Genomic DNA, 21,524 nt, shown 5'->3' with positions numbered 1-21,524 from the left:
GGGCGGCGGGGGCGAAAAAAGGCCCAACCACGCCACCCGCCCGCGGCGCAGCCGCCGAGGCCGCAGCCCACGTCGAGCTAGGACGCCGTGCGGGATTCCAGGTCGGAGCGGGTGTCGTTGCCGTAGACGCCTGATTCGTCGCCCCGGATGCCGTACCAGAGTTGGAAGCGGGCCACCGCCGCCGCGAGTGTGGCGTCGTAGCGGCCGGAGGCCGTGCCGCCCTCGTACACGTTGGGGATGCGGAGCAGTCGTTCCTGGAGGTCGCTCACCTCCGGGCCGCTGTCGCCCTCGCGGAGGGTGCCTGCGCCATCGGGGTCGGGAGCGGCGGCGGGCTGGGACGGTGCCGGGGCGGATGACGCGGCCGGGGGCGGCGCCTGGGCCTTGTCGTCGGTGGCGTCGCGGTCCCAGGTGAGCACGAGAGCCGCGCTGAATCCCGCCAGGGCGGCAGCCACCGCGGCGATGGCGATCGCCGTGCGGCGGAACAGGGACGTACGGCCGTGCGCCGTCGTGCGGGCAACCTGGCGTCCGCGTGCGTCGCCCTGATCGTGGCCTTCGTCGCTGCCGAAGTCGGCGATGTACGGCGGCAGTTCCTGGGTGTCGTCCTCCGCCGTCCGAGGCAGCGCGGCGGTGAACTGTCCCGGGACCGCGACGAATTCGTACCCGTCGTCCGGGTCGCGTTCCCTCTCCTGGACCTGCCTCACCAGCTCCGACAGGGCTCCGGACCGGCGGCGGCGCATGACGTGGGTCGGTTCCAGCGCCGACCGGTTCGGTGGCAGTTGTGGGTCGGACGGTGTCGACAACCTGCTCTCCCTCCGGGCGGTACTGAGGAGTGATACGGGTACCCCCGCCCGGAAGTTCAACAGCGGCCCGCCGAGTTGATCGCCCCAAGGCGGGGCGACCCCCGAATCAGGCAGGTTTCTCGACGGGCCGCTGCCTGTTGAAGCCGTCAGCCGGGCGGGCTCCTCCGCACGTCAGTACGTCGTACCGGCTGAGCCGCACGTCAGTACGTTGTGTCCGAGGAGCCCACCCGGCGCCCGTCAGCGGTTCATCAGCGCGAACACGCCCCAGCCCAGGTACTCACGCTGGTAGCGGACGTGGCGTACGGGTCCGGTGGCGAGGTCCTCGCGCATCTCGTCCGCCATCTCGTCGTCCGGGTGCGCGTCCAGCCAGCGCCGGGTGTTGAGCCACTGCGCGGCCACGTACCGGTCCCAGCTGTCCTGGTCGGCGAGGACCATCTCCACCACGTCGCAGCCGAGCCGGCCGAAGAGTTCGAGCAGCTCGGGGAGCGGGCGGTAGTCGTCCTTCGTGGTGGCGTAGCAGCCCTCGAGGGTGGCCTGGTCCTGGGGCTCGCGCCGCCAGTACGGCTCGCCGATCAGCATGATCCCGCCGGGGGCGAGGCTCCGGCGGAGCAGCTCGACGGTGCCGGCCGCCCCGTCACCGATCCAGGTGGCGCCGAGGCAGGCCGCGACGCCGACGGGTTCGTCGGCGACATGGCCGGTCGCGTCCCCGTGCCGGAAGGCTACGCGGTCGGTGACCCCGAGCTCGGCCGCGCGGGCATGCGCCGCGGCGAGGAACTCGGTGCTGATGTCCACTCCCGTGCCGGTCACCTGGTGGTCGCGCGCCCAGGTGCACAGCATCTCGCCGCTGCCGCAGGCGAGGTCGAGCACGCTCGTCCCGGGTGCCAGGCGGAGGGCCCGGCCGAGGGTGGCCAGCTTCTCGCTGGTGAACGGGTTGTGGATGCGGTGTCCGCTCTCGCGGATGGTGAAGCTACGTGGAAGATCCACTTCTGGGATTCCTTCGGTCCGAGGAGATCGTGGTGGCTGGAGTGCGCAGCCCGTCGTACGCGGCCGCGCTCGTCAGGACCGTCATCTCCCGCACCTCATTCGGTAGGCACACCATCACTCGGACCGGGCGAGGCTAGATCCGCCCGTCCGGCCCTGTCCAACGGATTTTTGCCGCGTCGGCAACAAAGGCCAGGCAATTAGATGACAATGAAAATGATTGTCGATAACGTGTGCGTCGGTCACGCCGTCCGCGCCCCGCCATGGGGTGCCCCTGGCGTGCCCTGAACCTCAACCGGCGTGCGCGAAAGGGGAGTTGTGGCTCATCTGTTGGTGGTCGAGAGCTGGGTCGGGTCGATGAGCAGACTGCTGCCACGGGCGATCCGGGAGGGCGGGCACGAGTTCACGTTCCTCACCCGCGATCTGCACCACTACCTCCGCTCCGCCCCGGAGGGCACGGCCCACCCCCTGCTCGGGGCCCGAAATGTACTGACCGCCGACACGAACGACGTCGAATCCCTGCTGCCGGAGATCGAGCGCCTGCACGGGGCCCTCCGCTTCGACGGAGTGGTCACGTCCTGCGACTACTACCTGCCGACCGTGGCCCGGATCGCCGCCCGGCTGGGGCTCCCCGGCCCCTCGCCGGAATCGGTGGAGAACGCCTGCCGCAAGGACACGACCCGCCGCGTCCTCGGCGAGGCAGGCGTCCCGGGCCCGCGTTTCGCCGTCTGCGCCGACCGGGCGGAGGCTGAGGAGGCCGCGCGGGAGCTCGGCTTCCCGTTGGTGGTCAAGCCGGTCGACCTGTGCGCGGGCATGTTTGTACGGCGCGTGGACGACGAGCGCGAGCTGACGGACGCCTGTCGGGCGATCGCGGACTTCCCGGTGAACGCCCGCGGTCAGGTCCGGGCGCCCGCTCTCCTGCTCGAAGAACTGCTCGACGGGCCCGAAGTCAGCGTGGAGACCGTCTCGTTCGACGGTACGACCCATGTGGTGGGCGTGACCGACAAGAGCATCGGCGGAGCGCCCGCGTTCATCGAGACGGGCCATATGTTCCCGGCCGCGCTCGCCCCGGCCGACGCGGAGGCCGCCCAGCACACCGCGGTGCAGGCGATCAAGGCGCTCGGCCTCGACTCCGTGGTCGCCCACACCGAGATCAAGCTGACCTCCGCCGGTCCGCGCCTCGTCGAGGTCAACCCCCGCCCGGCCGGAAACCGCATCACCGAGCTGATCCGGCATGTCACCGGACTCGACCTGGCAGCGGCCTGCGTCTACGTGGCCCTCGGCCGCGCCCCCGACCTGCGCCGGAGCGACACCGGGCTGCGCAGCGCCGCCGTCGGCTTTCTGGTGCCGGACGCCACGGGGACGCTGGAGGCGATTGACGGATCCGGTCAAGTGCGGTGCGCCCAGGGCGTGTTGGAGGTCCAGTTCGCCGAACCGGGGCGGGCGGTCAAGGCCGCGGGCAGCAACAACGAGTACCTCGGTCATGTGATGGCGGGTGACGCGGAGGGACTCGGGGCACGGACTCGTGTCGAGTCGCTGCTGTCCGGGCTGCGGCCTCGGGTGAGTGCCCGATGAGCGGGGCGATCGGCGCGGGGGGAGCGGTTCCCGCCGTCCAGGAGAGGGCACCCTCGGCCTTGGACGGTACTTCGGCCACGGCTGCGCCCGACACCTCGGCCCCGAGTTCGTCCGGCACCTCGACCCCGGCCTCGTACGACGATCTGGTGAGCCGTGTCCTGGCCGGCCGGCTCGGTCCGGACCCCCGCACCCTGCGTATCGCCGTGGCGTTCACCACCAGCCAGGCCGTACGTCATGACGGGCGTCGCGGCGGATATCGCAACGAGGTGCTCAGCCTGCGCCTCGACCGGGCCGTCGGCTCGTGCGCGGTCGAACCGGGGGCGCTGTCCGAGGGCGCGGTGGAGGACTGTGCCGGCGCGGACGTGGCGCGGCTGCTGGAGCATCCGCTGACGCCGGTCAGGGTGGCGGCGCTCGACGCGTATCTGATGCACGTCGCCCCGCACACGCCCGAGAACGGGGCACTCCCCCGGCCGCTGTCCGCCGGGAGTTCCGTGGAGAAGTCCCGCGCGCGGGCGAAGGCCGTCGTCGAACTGCTGGACGTCCGGCCGGGACAGACCGTCCTCGTCGTCGGCGTCGTCAACTCCCTGCTGGAGGCGCTGCGTTCGCGTGGCGTCCCGTACATACCGTGCGATCTCAAGGGCGGCCGGACGGAGTGGGGCGAGCCGATCGTGACGGACGCGCTCGCCGAACTCGACCGCTGTGACGCCGTGTTGGCGTCCGGTATGACGCTCGGCAACGGGTCCTTCGAACCGTTGCGGGAGCATGCCCTGCGCGTCGGCAAGCAGCTGGTGATGTTCGCGCAGACGGGAAGTGCCGTCCTGCCGCGCTTCCTCGGCGCCGGAGTGAGCGCGGTGTGCGCGGAGCCGTACCCCTTCTTCTGGCTGGACGGCGGTCCCGGTGTCATCCACCACTACGGACACGGTCATGGGTACCGGGATGAGTACCGGCACGGACACCGGTCCGGCCGCCCGTCCGGACATCTCCACGGCCGTACGGAGGCCGCGCTGTGACGACGGCCGCGCTGCCTCCCCTCACCGCCAACCTCGATCTCCTCGCACTCCTCGGCCGCACACCGCTGGCCCGGGTGACCACCGATCTGCCGTGCCCCCAGCCCGGCTTCTGGGCCAAGCTCGAAGGGCTCGGCGCCGGTGGCATGAAGGCTCGGGCCGCCGTGTCCATGCTGCTCGGCGCCCGGGAGCGGGGTGAACTACGCCCCGGCGCCCCGGTGGTGGAGTCCACCTCGGGGACGCTGGGGATCGGTCTCGCCTTCGCCGGGCAGGCCCTCGGCCATCCCATCGTGCTGGTCGGCGACAGCGAACTGGAGCCGTCCATGCGGCAGTTGCTGCGCACGTACGGGGTCAGCCTCGAACTCGTCGAGCGTCCGGCCGCCGTGGGCGGCTGGCAGGCGGCGCGACTGGCCCGGCTGCGGGAGCTGCTCGCGATGCTGCCGGACGCGTACTGGCCCGACCAGTACAACAACCCGGACAACATCGCCGGGTACGCGTCGCTCGCCGCCGAACTCGCAACCCAGCTCGACCACTTGGACGTACTGGTGTGCAGTGTCGGCACGGGCGGTCACAGTGCCGGGGTGGTGGGGCCGTTGCGCAGGCACTGGCCGGGGCTGCGCCTGATCGGTGTGGACGCCACCGGCTCCACCATCTTCGGCCAGCCCGCGAGGCCCCGCCTGATGCGTGGCCTCGGCAGCAGCATCCATCCGCGCAATGTGGCGTACGAGGCCTTCGACGAGGTGCACTGGGTCGGCCCGGCCGAGTCCGCGGACGCCTGTCGACGCCTCGCGCGCGGGAGTTTCGTCAGTGGCGGCTGGAGTACCGGGGCGGTCGCGCTGGTCTCGGCATGGGCCGCCCGTGTCCACCCCGGGGCCGTGGTCGCGACCGTCTTTCCCGACGGGCCGCACCGCTATCTCGGCACGGTCTACGACGACGACTTCACTGCCGCGCACGGCCTCGACCCGGCCGGCGCCGCCACCCGGCCCGTCGAGATCCCGCATCCGCGCGCTGTCGAGGCCACCGGCTGGGTCCGCTGCGCCACGGTCACCGACCCCCTGCACACCCCCTTGGAAGGGAGCCCGTGAAGGCCACCCTGCGCACCGTGCGACTCACGCTCGCCAAGCCGCTGCGCATATCCCGTTCGACGATGTCCGCCCGCGACGCCGTCTGGCTGACGGTCGAGCACGAGGGTCTGACCGGCCACGGCGAGGCCGTCACCAGCGTCTACTACGGTCTCAACACCACTGAACTGGAACGGCAGTTGTACGAGGCCGGTCTGGCTCTGGGCCGTTTCGGCGACCCCGAGAGCGCTCTGCGGGAGGGGCCTGCCGGCGACCGGACGCCGGCAGTGACCGCAGCCGTGGAGGCCGCGCTGCTCGACCTGTGCGGCAAGCGGTCCGGTCTCCCCGTACACCGACTGCTCGACGCGAAGAGCGCCCGGACCGCTCCGACCGCGCCGGGTGGTCCGAGCGCCCGGACCGCCCGCACCATCGGCATCGTCCCCGCCGAGCGCGCCGCCGCGCAGGCCCGCTCGCTGGCGGACAGCGGCTTCACCGTCATCAAGGTCAAGGCGGGTGCCCCGGACCCCAAGGACGACCTCGACCGCATACGAGCCATCGCCTCCGCCGCGCCCCGGGCCCGGCTGCTCCTCGACCCCAACGGCGCCTGGACGACCGCCCAGGCCCTGCAACTGCTTCCCCGTTACGCCGAGTTGGGTGTCGAGGCCGTCGAACAGCCCGTCGCACCCGGAGATCCGGAGGCCCTGGCGCGGCTCGCCGAGCGTTCGCCACTCCCCCTGATCGCCGACGAGGACGCCGTCACGTACGAGGACGTACGCCGTCTCGCGGGCCGGGTGCACGGCGTGAACGTCAAGCTCGCCAAGTGCGGCGGTCCGTACGCGGCGCTGCGGATCGCCGAGTTGATCGCAGGCACCGGCACCGAGCTGATGCTCGGCTGTCTCACCGCCAGCACTCTCGGCCTCGCACCCGCCGTGCATCTCGCCGACCGCGCCCGCTGGGCCGACCTCGACGGGCATCTGCTGCTCGCCGACGACCCGTGGACCGGGATCGGGGGCGCCGACGGCGTCGTACGGGCGAATGACCTGCCCGGGCTCGGCGTGCGGGAGAGGCGGGTGGGTCGTGAAGACGCTGCATGAGATACGTGGCTTCTCGCCCGCGATCCGGCTGCTGCTGGTCAACCAGCTCGGCGTCAACACCGGTTTCTATCTGCTCATCCCCTATCTGGCCACGCATCTGGGCGAGGACCTGGGCATGTCGGCTGCCGTCGTCGGGATCGTGCTCGGGGTGCGCAACCTCAGTCAGCAGGGGCTGTTCCTCATCGGCGGATCGGCCGCGGACCGGCTCGGGGCACGCGGCGTGATCATCGCCGGGTGTGCGGTGCGTACGGTCGGCTTCGCGCTGTTCGCGCTCGGGGACGGGCTCGCCGTGCTGCTCGCCGCGTCCGTGCTGAGCGGGCTCGCCGGGGCGCTGTTCAACCCGGCCGTGCGGGCCTATCTCGCGCAGGAGGCCGGTGAGCGCAAGGCGGAGGCGTTCGCACTGTTCAACGTCTTCGCGACCACCGGCGCGCTGATCGGGCCGTTGCTCGGCAGTGTGCTGCTGCTGTTCGACTTCCGGGCCTCCGCGCTCACGGCCGCCGGGATCTTCGCGGTGCTGACCGTGGCGCAGGCACTCGTGCTGCCGGCGCGGGCGGTACCGAAGAGCACGGGTGGTGTGCTCGCGGACTGGCGTGAGGTGGTGGGCAACCGCGCGTTCCTAGCCTTCTCGCTGGCCATGGTCGGCATGTTCACCCTGGAGAACCAGCTGTATCTGCTGCTGCCCGACGGCGCCCGCCGGGCCACCGGCTGGGACGGCGCGGCCGGGCTCGTCTTCCTGGTGGGTACGCTCGCCAATCTCGCCCTGCAGATGCGCCTGACCCGGGCCCTGAAGGATCGCGGCCATCAGGCTATCGGCGCCGGACTCGCCCTCATGGGCCTCGCCTTCCTGCCGCCGATGCTGGTGTCGGGGGCCTCGCCGGAGGTGTGGCACGCCGTGCCCGTCCTCGTCGGCGTCCTGTTCCTCTACGTCGGCGTCATGGTGGCCCAGCCCTTCGTGATGGAGCTGATCCCCGGATTCGGGCGGCCGGAGCTGACCGGCACGTACTTCGGGATCTTCTACATGGTGTCCGGGATCGCGGCGGCCGTGGGCAACACGGTCGTCGGCTGGGCCATGGACACCGGTGACCAGCGGGGAGCCTCCTGGCTGCCGTGGGCCTGCTGCCTGGTCTTCGGCCTGGTGTCCGCCGCCGGGATCACCTGGCTGCGTCGCCTCAGGGCGCTGCCCGAGCGGCCCGTGCCTGTGGGGGCGACGGTATGACGAGCGGCAATCTGCTGACCGACAACCCGGAGCTGTACGAGGCCCGGTTCCCCGATCCCGAGCGGCTGGCCGGGCGGTGGGCCGAGGACTGCCTGCGGCGGTACGGGGCCGGGCCGAGGGTCCTCGATCTGGGCTGCGGCACCGGCCGGGACGCGGCCCAATTGCACGCGTCCGGGCGGACGGTCGTCGGGGCCGACCTCTCCGAGGCGATGCTGGCGTACGCCCGCGACCGGCACCCCGGCCCGGAGTACGTGCATGCCGATCTGCGGGACTTCGCTCTCGGAGTCTTCAACGCCGTGGTGTGCCTGGACAGTTCGCTGCTGTACTGCCACACCAACGACGATCTCGACGGCTTCCTCGCCTCCTGTCGCCGGAGCCTGACACCCGGCGGGCTGCTCGTCGCCGAGATGCGCAACGGCGCCTACTTCCTCGGCCGCGACGACCTGTTGAACACACCGAAGGTCAACGCCTTCGACTGGCAGGGGACTTCGTACCGGTCGACGACCACGCTGTACGTCGACCGCACCGCGCAACTCCTGCGGCGTACGCGCGTATGGACGGCCGACGACGACTCGGCTCCCGTCGAACAGCGGTCCGCCTGGCGGCTGCTCCTCCCGCTGGAGCTGCGGCACTTTCTGACCTCCCACGGCTTCACCGTGCTCGCGCTGCACGACGGTCCGGGGCCGCGTACCGAACCGCCCTGGCAGGAGGGCGACTTGCCCGGGACGGCGGCCGAGGCCGACCGGCTGCACGTGGTGGCCCGGCTCGACGCGTGACGGCACCACGCATCCCTGTCCCATCCGCTTCATCCACCTTCCACCTTCCACATCACACAGCAAGGACATCGTCATGCGGGAATACCCCGGCCTCCGTCGTAGAGGCTTCCTCGCCGCCGCCTCGGGTGTGGGCGCCCTCGCCCTCGTCGGCTGCGGCGGCTCGGACAACGACTCGGGCGCTGGCTCTGGCGGCGGGAGCGACGGCAAGCCCCGGCGCGGGGGGCGGCTTCGGGCCGCCTTCGCGGGCGGCGGTGCGAGCGAGACGCTCGATCCGCACCTGGCCAACCTGTTCGCCGACGTCGCCCGCGCGAAGGCGCTCTTCGACAAGCTCGCCGACTACGGCGACGACCTCTCCGCCGAGCCGCGCCTGGCCTCCGGCTGGGAGCCGAACGCGGGCCTGGACCGCTGGAAAGTCACCCTGCGCAAGGCGGAGTTCCACGACGGGAAGCCCGTCACCGCCGAGGACGTCCTGTTCAGCTTCCGCCGTATCGCCGATCCAGAGAAGGCTTTCCGTGCAAAGGCGTCCCTCGAACCCATCGATCTGAAGGCGAGCCGGGCCGTCGACGAACGGACCGTGGAGTTCGTCCTCAAGCGGCCGACCGCCGAATTCCCCAATGTACTGGCCGCGTTCGGCGCGTACATCGTGCCCGACGGGACGTCCGACGCCGACTTCGACAAGAAGCCGGTCGGCTCCGGGCCGTTCCGTTTCGTGTCGTTCGCGCCGGGCCGCTCGGCGGTCTTCCGGCGCAACGACGCCTATTGGGACGGCGCCCCGCACCTCGACGAGCTGGAGTTCGTCGTCGCCAACGAGGAGTCCGCGCGGGTCAACGCGCTGCTCGGTGGCCAGGTCGAGTACGCCCATGAGCTCAACCCGACGACCGCGCGCGCCCATGAGGGCAAGGGCCAGATCGAGATCGTACGGCTGCGGAACAGCGCCATGCAGGCCTTCGCCATGAAGACCGACCGGCCGCCCTTCGACGACAAGCGGGTCCGGGAGGCGTTCTTCCTGATCGCCGACCGCCAGGAGCTGATCGACGGCGCGCTGTCCGGGGCGGGCGTGGTCGGCAACGACCTGTTCGGGAAGGGGTACGAGTACTACGCGGACGGTCTGCCGCAGCGCGAGCAGGATCTCGACCGGGCCCGTTCCCTCCTCAGGAAGGCGGGCGCGGAGAAGTTGAAGGTCACGCTGGACACGTCGGCGGTCGCGGCCGGGTTCACCGAGGCGGCCGGCATCTTCCGCGACCAGGCCGCCAAGGCGGGTGTCACCGTCGAGGTGAAGATGGGCAGCAAGGACTCGTACTGGGCGGACATCCTCGACTCCGGAACCCTGTGCTGCTATCGCTCGGGGGCCATGCCCATCGAGTCGCACATCTCGCAGCGGCTGCTCACCGACTCCACCACCAACGCCACCAAGTGGCACCACAAGGACTTCGACGCGCTCTACCAGCAGGCGCAGTCCACGAAGGACGAGACGGAACGCGCCGCCGTGTTCGGCCGGATGCAGCGCCGGCTGTACGCCGAGGGCGGTTTCCTGGTGTGGGGGTTCGCCGACTGGATCATCGGAACGGCTCGTGGAGTCAAGGGAGTTGAGCGGAAGGCTCCCGCGAACACGCTCGACTGGGCGCGGTTCGACAAGGTCTGGCTGGCGTGAGCGGACTGGGCTCGTGGGCAGCCCGGCGGCTGCTGCTCGGTGGCGCGCAGACCGTGGCCGTGGTGGTACTGGTCTTCGCGCTCACCGAGGCACTGCCGGGCGACGCGGCGGTGGCCCTCGCCGGGGACCAGCCGGATCCGGCGCGGATCGCCGCCATCCGCGAGGCGCTGGACCTGGACCGGCCCGCGTACGAGCGGCTGGCCGACTGGGCAACGGGCCTGCTGCACGCGGACTTCGGGAACTCCCTGACATCCGGGCGGCCCGTCTCCTCGTACATCTCCGACGCCTTCGGTCCCACTCTGCTGCTCGCCGGTCTCACGGTGGCGTTGCTGGTGCCGGTCGGGGTCGGGCTCGGGGTGCTGGCCGCGCGGTACGAGGGGCGGTTCGTGGACCGGCTGGTCAGTTCGGTGACGCTCGGGGTGTACGCGGTACCGGAGTTCGCGTTCGGGGTGCTGCTGGTGACGGTGTTCGCGCTGCGGCTCGACTGGCTGCCGCCGACGGCGGTCGGCTACGGCACGGATCTGCTCGGGCATCCGGCGGCACTCGTGCTGCCGGTGCTCGTCCTGCTGTCCCGGCCGGTCTGCTCGCTGTCCCGGCTGGTGCGCGCCGGGATGATCGACGCGCTCGCCTCGCCGTACGTCGCACAGGCCCGCCGGTACGGGATCCCGGGCGCCCGGGTGCGGTACGCGCACGCGTTGCCGAACGCGATGGCGCCCGCCGCGCAGCAACTCGCCCGCACTGTCGACTGGTTGTTGTGCGGGGTGATCGTCGTGGAGGCGCTGTTCGTGATTCCCGGCCTTGGGACGGTACTGATGAACGCCGTCGCGGAGCGGGATGTGCCGGTGGTGCAGGGGCTCGCGGTGATCTTCGGGGTGATCACCGTTGTGCTGAACCTGGGGGCCGATCTCGTCGCCCACCGGTTCGCGCCTCGGGCGGAGGTGGCCGCGTGAGGGGGCGACCGAAGTGGCTGCCGTCGGGGCGCTTCGCGCTCGGGGCCGCCCTGGTGTGCGTACCGCTGGCCCTCGCCCTGTTCGGGCCGCTGTTCGCGGGTGAACCCGGGCCGCGGGCCACCTCGTTCACGCTCGGCGGCGGGCACTGGCTCGGCACGGACTTCGTGGGGCGTGACGTGTGGCGGCAGGTGCTGTTCGGCGGCCGGCCCGTGGTGGTCGTGGCTCTCACGGCCACGGCGCTGGCGTATCTGGTGGCGCTGCCGGTCGGGCTGATCAGCGCGCTCACCCGTCGGACCTGGTTGGAGGAGGTGCTGATGCGGCCCTTGGACGTGCTCCTCGCCGTGCCCTCGCTGCTGATGATCCTGCTGGTCGCGTCCGTGTTCTCGCCCGGCGCGGCGGGTCTCGCACTGCTGGTGGCGCTGGTCAACATCCCGGATGCGGCGCGCATCGTGCGCGCCGCGGCGGCCGATGTGGCCTCACGACCGGCGGTGGAGGCACTGCGGATGCAGGGCGAGTCGTGGTGGCGCCTCGCCGTCGGACATGTCGGCCGGTCCATCCTGCGGCCTCTCGCCGCGGACGCGGGCGTACGGCTGACAGGTGTCCTCTATCTGGTGGCCACGGCCGCCTTCCTGGGCATCGGGGTGGCCCCGGACGCGGCCGACTGGGCGGTGATGGTGGACCGCAACCGCACGGGTCTCTTCGTCCAGCCGTGGGCCGTGGTGGTCCCGGCGCTGCTGATCGTGACACTGACGATGGGGTGCAATCTGCTCTTCGACGCGTTGCTCAGCACTGGCCGCGATGTCGCTACGGAACGGTACGTCGTGCGCCGTGGTGTCGGTGTACGTGATCGAGTGAAGGAGCCACGTCCGTGAGCGAGTCGGCCGCGGTCGCGGAGATCGAGGAGCTGACCGTGGAGGTCGGCGGGCGGCGCATCGTCGACGGGGTGAGCCTGCGGGTCCTGCCCGGGCGGGTGACCGCGCTGGTGGGTGCCTCCGGCAGCGGGAAGACGACGACAGGGCGTGCGCTGCTCGGCGAGTTCCCGTCGGGCGCGCGGGTGACCGGCTTCGTACGGGTGGACGAGGCCCTGGTCGGCTACGTGCCGCAGCACCCGGCGGCGGTGCTCAACCCCGCGCGGCGGGTGGGTGCGCTGCTGTACGACATCGCGCGCGGCCGGGTGCGCGAACTGCCTCGCCGTGCCCGCCGGGCCGCGGTGCGGGAGCATGTCCTGAACGCCTTGGCGATGGCACAACTACCCGATGGATCACGGCTGTTGCGGCGCTTTCCGCATCAACTGTCGGGCGGGCAGCAACAGCGTGTCGTCCTCGCTCAGGCTTTGCTGCTCGGCGCGAGGGTCGTCGTCGCGGACGAGCCCACCACCGGGCAGGACGCGCTGACGAAGCGACGCGTGGTCGACGAGCTGGCGGCGGTCGCCGCACGGGGCATCGGTGTGGTCCTGCTCAGCCACGACCTGGAGACCGTGCGCGCGCTCGCCCACGAGGTACTGGTCATGCGGGACGGCCGGGTCGTGGAGTCCGGGCCGACGGAACGGGTGTGGCTAGCGCCCTCGCATCCGTGGACGCGCGAACTCCTCGCGGAGCAGCCGCCGTTGAGGGGCGATACACCGGCAACGTCGAACTCGTACACCGTGCTGCGGGTCCGTGATCTCCGTGCCAGGCACCGTGACGTCGAGGTGCTGCACACCCCGGAACTCGTTCTGCGTTCCGGCGAGTGCCTCGCCGTACTCGGCCGCTCGGGCAGCGGAAAGACGACGCTCGCCCGCTGTATGGCCGGACTCCATCGCGGATACGAGGGAGAGGTGCTGCTCGACGGGGTCACGCTGCCGCCGAGTCTGCGCGACCGTACGCGCGCTCAACTGGCCACCGTGCAGTACGTGTTCCAGGACGCGCGCGCCTCCTTCGACGAGCGTCGGCCGGTGCTCGACCAGGTGGCCCGTACGGCGGTTCGGTTGCGTGGGGTGCCCCCTCGGGAGGCACGGGGCGAGGCGGCGGAGGTGCTCAACAGCCTTGGCCTGGCAGATGAGTTGGCGGCCCGCTCACCCGCCCGGCTCTCCGGTGGTGAGCTCCAACGGGCGGCGCTGGCCCGGGCCCTGCTCGCCCGGCCGCGGGTCCTGGTGTGCGACGAGATCACGTCCGGGCTCGACACGGTCACCCGCCGGGGCATCCTGGACCTGCTCGCCGGGCTGCTGCGGGACCGCGACGACCTGTCCCTCGTGCTGATCACACACGATCTGGACACTGCCCGACTCGCTTCCAGGATCGCGGTGTTGGACGCCGGGGAGGTGGTCGAGCAGGGGTCGGCCGAGGACATCCTGACGGCGCCCACGCATCCGTTCACCGTGTCACTGACCGAGAAGCGATTGGTGGAGAAGCGGCGGGATCAGATCCAGCCCTCTTCCCACGCGTGATGCGCGGCGGCATGGCGTGTGGACGCTCCCAGTTTGGACATGGCGGCGGAGAGGTAGTTGCGGACCGTGCCCGGGGCCAGATGGACCGCCGCGGCGATCTCGACGACCGACGCTCCGGTGCGGGCGGCGCGCAGGACCTCCAGTTCGCGGTCGGTCAGGGGGCAGTCGTCCTCGGTCAGGGCGGAGGCGGCGATGTCGGGGTCGACGTACCGGCGGCCGGCGGCGACGTCGCGGATGATCTCAGCCAGTCTGGTCGCGGCGGTGGTCTTGGGTACGAAGCCGCGGATGCCGGCGGCGAGCGCGCGGCGCAGCACGGCGGGGCGGGCGTGCCGGGTGACCAGGACGATCTGGGTGGGGAGTTCGGCCCGGATCTCCTCGGCGGCGCGCAGGCCGTCGGTGGGCGGCATCTCCAGATCGAGGACCGCGATGTCCGGACGGAACTCGCGTGCCAGCCGTACCGCGTCGGTGGATGTGGACGCCTCGGCGACCACGACGAGGTCCTGCTCCAGTCCGAGCAGTGCGGCCAGCGCGCCTCTGAGGAGGTCCTCGTCGTCGGCGATCAGCAGTCGGATCAACGTGCCGCTCCGTTCCCGGCGTTCGTCGGACTCGGCTTCGGCTTTGTCGGCTTCGGCTCTGCCGGCTTCACCGGCAGCTCGGCCTCGACCACGAAGCGGTCGCCGTCGCGGTGCCAGGTCAACTCGCCGCCTGCCGCCTGCAGTCGCTCCCTGAGTGTGCCGAGTCCGGTGCCGTTGGTCGTCGGCGGGTGCTCGTCGGCGCCGTCGTTGCTCACCCGCAGCCGGGCGAGGCCGCCGGTGACGCGGCAGTCGACCTCGGCGTGCCGTGCGCTGCTGTGGCGGAGCACGTTGGTGGTGGTCTCCCGCATCACGAGACCAAGGAGATGGCGGGCCGGCTCGGCCAGTTCGGTGACGGCCGCGGCGGGCTCGACGCTCATCCGGGCGTCGATCTCGGCCGCGGCCAGCACCCGGGTCGCGTTGGTGATCTCGTCGTCCAGGCTCGTGCGGCGGTAGCCCTGCACCACGGCCCGGGTGTCGCCGAGGGCGTCGGCGGCCAGCCGACGCACCTCCTTCATCTCCTCGGCGGCGCGACCGGGGTCCACCTCGACGAGCCGTGCCGCCAACTCGCTCTTCAGTGCGATCACTTGGAGATGATGGCCCTGGATGTCGTGCAGGTCGGCGGCGAACCGCAGGCGCTCGTCCTTGACCGCGATCTCCGCCTCCATCCGCCGCGCCTCGTCCAGTCGGCGCGCGGTGTCCCACGCCCACAGGGGCCCGAGCATCACCCAGACGGTGAACGCGACCAGCCCCGGCGGGAACAGCGACGCGTACAGCAGTTCCCCGTCCCCGGCGACCAGGCTGACGACACCGCCGGGCAGCGACGCGAGGACCACGGCGCAGGCGATGAGCAGCCGCTTGCTGCTCGGTGCGAGGTAGGTCGCGACGATCGCCACCACCATGGCGGACGCGACGGCCCACAACCCGTAGTTCCGCACGGCCAGCGGACACACCGCGAGCACGGCACCGGCCGCGCACGCGGCGATCAGCCACCCCATGGGCGGCCTGCCGGGGCGCGTCCCGGCCACCGGCAGCAGCGCGAGCCGCCGGCCGAGCAGCACCACGCTCGCCGCCACCGCGACCACCAGGGCGACGGCGGCCGGGCCCCGGGCCCACGCCTCTACGTCCTCGTCGAGGATCCACTCCCCGACGAAGAGGAGCTGCACACACGCGGCCGTGCCGGGCACGGTCAGCCACGTATGGCGGCGGAAGCTCGTCAGCCCCGCCCCGCGGTCGTTCGCCCCGTCCCCCATCCGGCCATTGTCCTCGAAGCCGGCCGATCGGGCGCGGTTGCTGCCGTGCGGCCGGTCCCGGCATGACAGATGTCATCCGGAGACGTGACAACTCCACGCGCCCGCATGCGGGTTCGGCACTACGCGCGGTTCTCGCTCAGTCGCAGTCTGGAGACGTCCGCAACACCCACCCGGTACGGAAAGAGAGCCCGTCATGCAGACCCGGCCGAAGCAGCGGAAGACGCAGCACACTCAGGGCGCTGTACCGGTCGGCTCCGGGCGCACGCCGGTCGAACGACGCGGCGGCAAGTGGCACTTCGCCCGGCACTACCTGGAGATGGTGGTCGCGATGGTCGTCGGGATGCTGGTCCTCGGCGCGGTGACACGCGGTGTCCTGGCACTCGCCGGAACCGAACTCTCCGCGAGCCGGCATCCCGAACTGGCCTCCCTGGAGATGGCGTTCGACATGTCGGTGGGCATGGCCGTCTGGATGCGCAGGCGCGGCCACGGCTGGGTGAGCACGCTGGAGATGTGCGGCGCGATGTTCGTGCCCGCGCTCGCGCTGTTCCCGCTGCTCTGGCTCGACGTCATCACCGGCGACTCGCTGATCGCGCTGGAACACCTCGTGATGCTCCCGCTGATGTTCCTGGTCATGGTCCGCCGCCGGAGCGAGTACGGCTGCTGACCGGACGCCGGCTCGTACAACTAGCCCTTCACGCCCTGGAGTTGCCATGTCCGCATCCACGCACACCACGCGCACCACCACGGTTCCGCAAGCGACCACCGACGCCCCGGTAACCGCCCCGACTTCCGACACAGCTTCCGCCCCGACTTCCGGCACTGCATCAGGCCGCCCGGCTTCGAACGGGTGGCGCCCCGTCGAGATGCTCAAGCGACGCTGGCCGACAGTTCTGGCCGTCGTGCTCGTGATCCTGACGACGGCCGACGGGTCGGGCGAACTCGCCGACACCGTGGGCGCGTTCGGAGACGCGCTGCCTCTGCTGCCGTTGCTGTACGTGATCATCCATCAGATCGGGAAACCCCGCGTGACCTGGCCCGTGCTCGGCGCCGGGGTGGCAACCATGGTTGCCCTCGGGGCGCAGGACGTGGTCTCGCAGCCCGTCGCGCTCGTCGCCATCGCGCTGGCGGTCCTGGTCTGGGGCGCCGTACGCGGAACGCCGCACGGACGGGCGACGTTCGGGGTCCAGGCGGCAGGGGCGTTCGTGTTCGGTGCGCTCGCTCTGGTGGGACTCGCGGTCGACCCGGACCTCGGCCGCTATCTCGTGGCCGCCGGCTGGTTCTTCCACGGCGTCTGGGACTTCGTCCATCTCAAGCTCGACAAGGTCGTCGCCCGGTCGTTCGCCGAGTGGTGCGGGGTCGTGGACGTCCTGATCGCCGTCCACCTGCTCTTCCTCCTGTGACCGCTTGTCGTTCGGCGCCTCCCGCTCGCTGCCTGGAAACACGTGGCCGTCGGGCGGACCGTGCCACTATCGTTCGATCTCCTGACCAGCCGTTTCGGCGGATTCCCACGTTCGGAGAGCAGCGCTCATGACCAGCCGGCACGCGACGACGACCCTCTGGCGCCCGGTCGGCCCCAAGGAGCTGGAGCTGGTCCGGGAACTGAACTGGCGCGCCTGGCCGCCCCGCCTCCCCGAGCAGCCGATCTTCTACCCGGTTCTCAACGAGGACTACGCGATCAGAATCGCGCGGGACTGGAACGTGAAGCACGACGGCGCCGGCTTCGTCACGCGATTCGAGGTCGAGTCGGATTTCCTGAGCCGGTATCCCGTCCAGCAGGCAGGCGGACGGACGATCCTCGAATTGTGGGTTCCCGCCGAAGAACTCGACGACTTCAACGCCCACATCGTGGGAGAGATCCAGCTCGTCCACGAGTTCCGCTGAGAGACACGGGGTAGACACAGGAGGCGCACGGGGGACGGCAGGGGAGGCGGCGCACGTCTTCCGGTCGCGTGCACGGCGCCCGATCCGCTGTTCTCGGCTTTTGCCTCTGGCACTTGGCCGGATCCCGTCCGGCAGCCGGGGCGGCGGCTCTACGTTGTGTGGTGAGACTCGCGATGGCGCGTACCGAGGAGGCTGTTCAGTGACTCACGATTCGTCCGCACCCGCGGGCCCGTGGTCGAAGATCGACACATCGGTGCCGCATTCGGCCCGGATCTGGAACTACTGGCTGGGCGGGAAGGACAACTACCCCGTCGACCACCAAGTGGGCGACGCGTTCCGTGAGTTCTTCCCGGGCATCGAGGAACTCGCCCGGGGCTCCCGCGCCTTCCTCGGCCGGGCCGTGCGTCATCTGGCGGGCGAAGCGGGTGTCCGGCAGTTCCTGGACATCGGCACCGGACTGCCCACCGTGGACAACACCCATCAGATAGCCCAGCGTGTGGCCCCCGAGGCACGCATCGTCTACGTCGACAACGACCCGCTGGTACTCGCACACGCCCGGGCGCTGCTGACGAGCACCCCGCAGGGGGTGACCGACTACATCGACGCGGATCTGCACGATCCCGACGCGATCCTGCGGGAGGCGGCCACGACGCTGGATCTGACCCGGCCGGTGGCACTCACCCTGATGCAGGTCAGCGGACACATCGCCGACTACGACGAGGCGCGTTCCATCGTGAGCAGGCTGATGGAGGCCCTGCCGTCCGGCAGCTTCCTGGCGTTCAACGACAGCGTGGACACTCACAAGGCCAACGCCGAGGCCACCCGGCGCTACAACGAGAGCGGCGCCGCCCCGTACTTCCTCCGCAGCCCGGAACAACTGGCCGGTTTCTTCGAGGGCCTGGAGCTGCTGGAGCCCGGCGTGGTCCCGCTCGCGGAGTGGCGGCCCGACCCGGGCGCCGCCGCGATCCCGTCCGAGGTGATCGCCCTCGGCGGCGTCGGCCGCAAGCCGTAAGGTCCCCCCGGGCCCAGCGCCCGCCATGGCTCAGTCTTTGCCCGGACCAAAGGATCTCCTGAACCGTCGCGGCCGTACCTCCCGGCATCCGCACCGCTCACCGCGGGGCGAAAGCAGCGTCCCTGGAGCACTCCACTCCGGGGGCGGATGTCCTGGGCCAGGAGGAACCATGCGTATGTCCCGGAACGTGGCGGGAACGGTCTTCGTCGTCGGCAGTCTGACGCTGACCCTCGCCGCGCTCGCTTATCCGGCGATGCTCGGGGTGCAGAACGCGTCGAGTTCCCCGTCGCGCATCATCGCCCGCACCTCGACCGGCCCGCTCACGGAGGCGGACCGCGACTTCGTCGTCAAGGTGCGCGCCGCCGGGCTGTGGGAGTTCCCCTCCGGCGAGCTGGCCCTGACGAAGGGCACGACCCAGCCCGTCAGGACGGCGGGCGAGCACCTGATCTCGGGCCACGCCGCACTCGACGCCGAGTGCCGGCTGATCGCTCCCCAGCTGGGGATCACGCTGCCCAACCAGGCGTCCCCGCAGCAGCAGGGGTTCGTGGCGACCCTGACCGCGGACCACGGCAAGCAGTTCGACGCGGACCTCGCCAACATTCTGCGCGTGACCCACGGCCAGATCTTCCCGGCCGTCGCGAAGATCCGTGCCACCACCGAGAACAGCCTGGTCCGTGAACTGGCGGACCAGGCCAACGACACCGTCCTGGACCACATATCCGTCCTGGAGAAGACCGGGCTGGTCGACTTCGACTCGGTCCTCTTCCAGGAGACGACCCCGCCGAAGCTGCCCGCCGGCGATGTCACACCGCCCGCGCCCCAGCCGGGAGCGCCGGTCGTCGCCCTGACTCCACCGGCCGGCAGCGCGTCGCCGACACCGACCCCGTCATCGACGGTGCGCTAGGCCTCCGGCCCGGCACGGCACACTGTCCGGCAGGCCCGTGCCGCATCACCGCACGATGGTGCCGTACATCTCGCCGAGCGGATCCGCGATCAGCTCGACGCGGGTTCCGTCGGGGTCGCGGAAGTAGACCGAAGTGCCGCTCTCCTCCTGGTAGTCCACCCCGGCCGCGTCGAGCCGGTCACGCAGGCGGGTCCAGGCCTCCGGTTCGACGGAGATGGCCAGGTGGTGGAGGCCGCCCAGGACTTCCGCGTACGGTCCGAGGTCGAGGCCCGGGAAGTCGAAGAAGGCGAGCAGGTTGCCGTGCCCGATGTCGAAGAAGAAGTGGGTCGAGCCCTTGTAGTCGCGGTTCTCGAACATCTCCGTGAGCGGGAACTCCAGCAGTTCCTGGTAGAAGCGCACCGTCCTCTCGACGTCTCCGGAGAGCAGCGCGACATGGTGCACGCCCCGGGCCGAACTGGGCCCTCTGTCCGCGGCCAGATAGACGTCCCGGATCCGTGCCCTCTCAGCTTCGATCGCCGTCAGGTCCAAGGGGTTCTCCTGGCTCGACACGTGTGCGAACACTCCTCACACAATGGAATGGGACGCCGGCCGCGACGGCCGGGGCCGACGCGTCACCGGCATCGCGAAAGCGGTTTGCCGTTCAACTACCGGTCACTCTAGGCATCCCCCCGGTCCGGTCAAGGGCCGCGCCGCCGGACGAACGGAGTCACATCATGGATCTGCTTCCCTTCAGCGCCGCGCACGCGACGACCGTGGCGACGTGGCCGGTCTCCGCCGCGGAGGTCGCGATGTGGTGCGGGCGGCGGGAGTTCCCCATGGCAGGAGAGACCGTCGCGGCATGGCAGCAGGACGCGGATGTGACGGCTCGCCTGCTCGTCGAGGACGAACGGCCCGTCGCGTACGGGGAGTTGTGGTTCGACGCCGAGGAGGACGAGGTGGAGCTGGCGCGGATCATCGTGGCGCCCGAGGCCCGCGGTCGTGGCCTCGGGCGCGAACTGGTCCGGGGCCTGCTCGGCGAGGCCCGCGGCTCCGGACACCCGGACGTGTTCATGCGGGTGCACCCGGACAACGACCGGGCGCTGCGCTGCTACCGGGGAGCCGGTTTCGTCCCCGTCGGCCCGGAACTGACCAAGGCCTGGAACGCCGTACAGCCCGTCGACTACGTCTGGCTACGGCACCAGTGAGATCCGGATGCCAAGCGTCCCGTTCTTCCCTCGGCGCAGCCGGCTGCCGAGCAGGCCGAGGCGGCCGGAGATGCCGTACTTGCGGGCGATGAGACCGCGATAGTGCGCGGTCACGTCCGGGGCACAGATCTCGGCGGTGGCGGGGAGTTGCTCGCCGGTCGGGTTGCCGCGGACGTCACAGGGGCCGACCAGGACGTCGGCGCGGTTGCGGATCCGCTTCACCTTCCACGAGTCCGCGACGGTCCAGACGCCGAGCGTGTCGCCGTCACGGACCACCCACACCGGGGTCGCGACCGGCGTGCCGTTCTTCCGATAGCTGGTGACCAGCAGGTATTTACCGGCACCGAGCCGCTCCAGCGCTGCGTTGTCCACGGGGTGAGTCTAGGCGGCGGGCCCGCCCGGCGGGAGTCCGGCGGGAGTCCCGCCGGGCGGGATCCTGGGCCGACAGATACCTGGGCCGGACGAGCGATACCTGACGGCTCATCAGCGATGCTCCGGGCTTTCGGGCGCGGGATGTGAAAGAGAGTCAGACAAAGAGTCGATTTGTACGACAATCATCCCGCTCGGAGGACCTCGCATGCCCGCCTCGCCACTCCCCCGCACCGCAGGCACCAACCACACCGCAGGCACCAACCCCACGGCCTGCACCGCCCGCGCCGCCCGCACGGGAGCCGCCGCCCTCACGGCACTCACCCTCGCCGGAACCGCCCTCCTCGGAGCCCCCGCCGCCGTCGCCGCCCCCGGCGACAACGGCGACGTCAAGATCCACGCGGACACGACGCCCGACGCCGACCAGCGCGACAACCCGAAGGTCTGCCAGTTCTACCTCGCCGCCTTCAACTTCGACCAGGGGCAGGGCGTCACCTGGATCATCGAGCCCCAGCCGGCGAAGCGGGGAAGCGCCACGCTCACCGGCACCCTCGCGCTGCCCACCGGCACCGGCCGTACGACCGGTCTGCTGGCCCTGCCCGACGGCCAGTACAAGCTCACCTGGCAGATCGTGGACGGCAAGGGCGCGGGCAAGCACAAGGTGTTCAAGGTCGACTGCAAGAAGACCCCGCCCGCAGGCGGGCCCGAGGGCGTCGCACCCGGCGGCCCCAACGGCGGCGTACCCGCGGGCGGCGGCGGTCTCGCCGAGCCACCGAGCGTGTCGGCGGTCGGCGCCGCCCGCGGGTACGCCGC

23 protein-coding genes are annotated in these 21,524 nt (G+C 71.2%); 17 read left to right on the top strand and 6 right to left on the bottom strand.

What is annotated here, in order from left to right; genetic code table 11:
- Window positions 1-77 precede the first annotated feature (77 nt).
- Together AOK17_RS04010 and AOK17_RS04005 are read right to left on the bottom strand one after the other, a co-directional pair.
- Window positions 78-800 carry a peptidoglycan-binding domain-containing protein gene (locus AOK17_RS04010; protein ID WP_055610881.1) on the bottom strand — a complete coding sequence of 241 codons (723 nt, stop codon included), beginning with the start codon at window positions 798-800 and terminating at the stop codon, window positions 78-80.
- A 237-nt stretch (window positions 801-1,037) separates the two neighbouring features.
- Window positions 1,038-1,784, bottom strand: a complete 747-nt coding sequence (locus tag AOK17_RS04005) for an SAM-dependent methyltransferase (RefSeq protein ID WP_055610880.1) — start codon at window positions 1,782-1,784, stop codon at window positions 1,038-1,040.
- 315 nt (window positions 1,785-2,099) lie between these two features.
- Here AOK17_RS04005 and AOK17_RS04000 point away from each other — a divergent pair, with 315 nt between their 5' ends.
- The 10 genes from AOK17_RS04000 (at window position 2,100) to AOK17_RS03955 (ending at window position 13,536) form a co-directional block, all read left to right on the top strand.
- A complete protein-coding gene (locus tag AOK17_RS04000; RefSeq protein WP_079052781.1) occupies window positions 2,100-3,356 on the top strand; it encodes an ATP-grasp domain-containing protein in 1,257 nt (418 codons plus the stop codon).
- Window positions 3,353-4,366: a Rossmann-like domain-containing protein gene (locus AOK17_RS03995; RefSeq protein WP_079052780.1), complete on the top strand. Its 1,014-nt coding sequence runs from the start codon at window positions 3,353-3,355 to the stop codon at window positions 4,364-4,366. The genes AOK17_RS04000 and AOK17_RS03995 overlap by 4 nt, the downstream gene beginning before the upstream one ends.
- Window positions 4,363-5,448, top strand: coding sequence for a PLP-dependent cysteine synthase family protein (locus AOK17_RS03990; RefSeq protein WP_055610878.1), 1,086 nt, complete (start codon window positions 4,363-4,365; stop codon window positions 5,446-5,448). The genes AOK17_RS03995 and AOK17_RS03990 overlap by 4 nt, the downstream gene beginning before the upstream one ends.
- Complete coding sequence (locus AOK17_RS03985) at window positions 5,445-6,518, top strand: mandelate racemase/muconate lactonizing enzyme family protein (RefSeq protein WP_055610877.1); 1,074 nt, start codon at window positions 5,445-5,447, stop codon at window positions 6,516-6,518. Before AOK17_RS03990 ends, AOK17_RS03985 begins: the two co-directional genes overlap by 4 nt.
- Window positions 6,502-7,734, top strand: a complete 1,233-nt coding sequence (locus AOK17_RS03980; protein WP_055610876.1) for an MFS transporter — start codon at window positions 6,502-6,504, stop codon at window positions 7,732-7,734. Before AOK17_RS03985 ends, AOK17_RS03980 begins: the two co-directional genes overlap by 17 nt.
- A complete protein-coding gene (locus AOK17_RS03975; RefSeq protein ID WP_055610875.1) occupies window positions 7,731-8,510 on the top strand; it encodes a class I SAM-dependent DNA methyltransferase in 780 nt (259 codons plus the stop codon). Before AOK17_RS03980 ends, AOK17_RS03975 begins: the two co-directional genes overlap by 4 nt.
- Window positions 8,511-8,583: 73 nt before the next feature.
- Entirely contained in the window at window positions 8,584-10,161 is a 1,578-nt protein-coding gene (locus tag AOK17_RS03970) for an ABC transporter substrate-binding protein (protein WP_055610874.1), read from the top strand.
- On the top strand, window positions 10,158-11,111 hold the full coding sequence (locus tag AOK17_RS03965) for an ABC transporter permease (protein WP_055610873.1): 954 nt from the start codon (window positions 10,158-10,160) through the stop codon (window positions 11,109-11,111). Before AOK17_RS03970 ends, AOK17_RS03965 begins: the two co-directional genes overlap by 4 nt.
- Complete coding sequence (locus AOK17_RS03960; protein WP_055610872.1) at window positions 11,108-11,983, top strand: ABC transporter permease; 876 nt, start codon at window positions 11,108-11,110, stop codon at window positions 11,981-11,983. Before AOK17_RS03965 ends, AOK17_RS03960 begins: the two co-directional genes overlap by 4 nt.
- Window positions 11,980-13,536, top strand: a complete 1,557-nt coding sequence (locus AOK17_RS03955; protein WP_055610871.1) for an ABC transporter ATP-binding protein — start codon at window positions 11,980-11,982, stop codon at window positions 13,534-13,536. The genes AOK17_RS03960 and AOK17_RS03955 overlap by 4 nt, the downstream gene beginning before the upstream one ends.
- On the opposite strand, the gene AOK17_RS03950 is transcribed toward AOK17_RS03955, so the two are convergent.
- The gene (locus AOK17_RS03950; RefSeq protein WP_055610870.1) at window positions 13,509-14,111 is read right to left on the bottom strand and encodes a response regulator transcription factor; all 603 of its coding nucleotides are present in this window, start codon (window positions 14,109-14,111) and stop codon (window positions 13,509-13,511) included. The genes AOK17_RS03955 and AOK17_RS03950 overlap by 28 nt on opposite strands.
- Window positions 14,108-15,361 (bottom strand): sensor histidine kinase, encoded by a 1,254-nt coding sequence (locus AOK17_RS03945; RefSeq protein ID WP_055610869.1) that lies wholly within the window; start codon window positions 15,359-15,361, stop codon window positions 14,108-14,110. Before AOK17_RS03945 ends, AOK17_RS03950 begins: the two co-directional genes overlap by 4 nt.
- Window positions 15,362-15,554: 193 nt before the next feature.
- Between AOK17_RS03945 and AOK17_RS03940 the strand changes: the two genes are divergently transcribed.
- From AOK17_RS03940 to AOK17_RS03920, 5 genes are all read left to right on the top strand, one after another.
- A complete protein-coding gene (locus tag AOK17_RS03940) occupies window positions 15,555-16,025 on the top strand; it encodes a hypothetical protein (RefSeq protein WP_055610868.1) in 471 nt (156 codons plus the stop codon).
- Between the two features lie 199 nt (window positions 16,026-16,224).
- Window positions 16,225-16,761 (top strand): hypothetical protein, encoded by a 537-nt coding sequence (locus tag AOK17_RS03935; RefSeq protein WP_055610867.1) that lies wholly within the window; start codon window positions 16,225-16,227, stop codon window positions 16,759-16,761.
- 127 nt (window positions 16,762-16,888) lie between these two features.
- Entirely contained in the window at window positions 16,889-17,242 is a 354-nt protein-coding gene (locus tag AOK17_RS03930) for a hypothetical protein (RefSeq protein ID WP_055610866.1), read from the top strand.
- A 199-nt stretch (window positions 17,243-17,441) separates the two neighbouring features.
- On the top strand, window positions 17,442-18,254 hold the full coding sequence (locus AOK17_RS03925; protein ID WP_055610865.1) for an SAM-dependent methyltransferase: 813 nt from the start codon (window positions 17,442-17,444) through the stop codon (window positions 18,252-18,254).
- Between the two features lie 169 nt (window positions 18,255-18,423).
- Complete coding sequence (locus AOK17_RS03920; RefSeq protein WP_055610864.1) at window positions 18,424-19,158, top strand: DUF4142 domain-containing protein; 735 nt, start codon at window positions 18,424-18,426, stop codon at window positions 19,156-19,158.
- 45 nt (window positions 19,159-19,203) lie between these two features.
- On the opposite strand, the gene AOK17_RS03915 is transcribed toward AOK17_RS03920, so the two are convergent.
- A complete protein-coding gene (locus tag AOK17_RS03915; RefSeq protein ID WP_055610863.1) occupies window positions 19,204-19,707 on the bottom strand; it encodes a VOC family protein in 504 nt (167 codons plus the stop codon).
- A 164-nt stretch (window positions 19,708-19,871) separates the two neighbouring features.
- On the opposite strand from AOK17_RS03915, the gene AOK17_RS03910 reads away from it, so the two are divergent.
- Complete coding sequence (locus AOK17_RS03910; protein ID WP_055610862.1) at window positions 19,872-20,342, top strand: GNAT family N-acetyltransferase; 471 nt, start codon at window positions 19,872-19,874, stop codon at window positions 20,340-20,342.
- Here the strand turns inward: AOK17_RS03910 and AOK17_RS03905 are convergent.
- Complete coding sequence (locus AOK17_RS03905) at window positions 20,328-20,714, bottom strand: PPOX class F420-dependent oxidoreductase (protein WP_055610861.1); 387 nt, start codon at window positions 20,712-20,714, stop codon at window positions 20,328-20,330. The genes AOK17_RS03910 and AOK17_RS03905 overlap by 15 nt on opposite strands.
- Before the next feature lie 205 nt (window positions 20,715-20,919).
- On the opposite strand from AOK17_RS03905, the gene AOK17_RS03900 reads away from it, so the two are divergent.
- The coding region (locus AOK17_RS03900) for a hypothetical protein (protein ID WP_063997157.1) at window positions 20,920-21,524 on the top strand (605 nt) is incomplete at its 3' end.

Origin of the sequence: Streptomyces phaeochromogenes (genome assembly GCF_001418655.1) — a bacterium.
GTDB classification, from domain to species: Bacteria; Actinomycetota; Actinomycetes; order Streptomycetales; family Streptomycetaceae; genus Streptomyces; species Streptomyces phaeochromogenes.
This window is presented reverse-complemented; position numbering and strand designations above follow the sequence as displayed.

Coding starts and splice junctions, on each gene's coding strand:
- AOK17_RS03910 (WP_055610862.1), top strand. CDS start 19,872: ATGGATCTGCTTCCCTTCAGCGCCGCGCACGCGACGACCGTGGCGACG.
- AOK17_RS03945 (WP_055610869.1), bottom strand. CDS start 15,361: ATGGGGGACGGGGCGAACGACCGCGGGGCGGGGCTGACGAGCTTCCGC.
- AOK17_RS03930 (WP_055610866.1), top strand. CDS start 16,889: ATGACCAGCCGGCACGCGACGACGACCCTCTGGCGCCCGGTCGGCCCC.
- AOK17_RS03940 (WP_055610868.1), top strand. CDS start 15,555: ATGCAGACCCGGCCGAAGCAGCGGAAGACGCAGCACACTCAGGGCGCT.
- AOK17_RS03995 (WP_079052780.1), top strand. CDS start 3,353: ATGAGCGGGGCGATCGGCGCGGGGGGAGCGGTTCCCGCCGTCCAGGAG.
- AOK17_RS03975 (WP_055610875.1), top strand. CDS start 7,731: ATGACGAGCGGCAATCTGCTGACCGACAACCCGGAGCTGTACGAGGCC.
- AOK17_RS03920 (WP_055610864.1), top strand. CDS start 18,424: ATGCGTATGTCCCGGAACGTGGCGGGAACGGTCTTCGTCGTCGGCAGT.
- AOK17_RS03935 (WP_055610867.1), top strand. CDS start 16,225: ATGCTCAAGCGACGCTGGCCGACAGTTCTGGCCGTCGTGCTCGTGATC.
- AOK17_RS03970 (WP_055610874.1), top strand. CDS start 8,584: ATGCGGGAATACCCCGGCCTCCGTCGTAGAGGCTTCCTCGCCGCCGCC.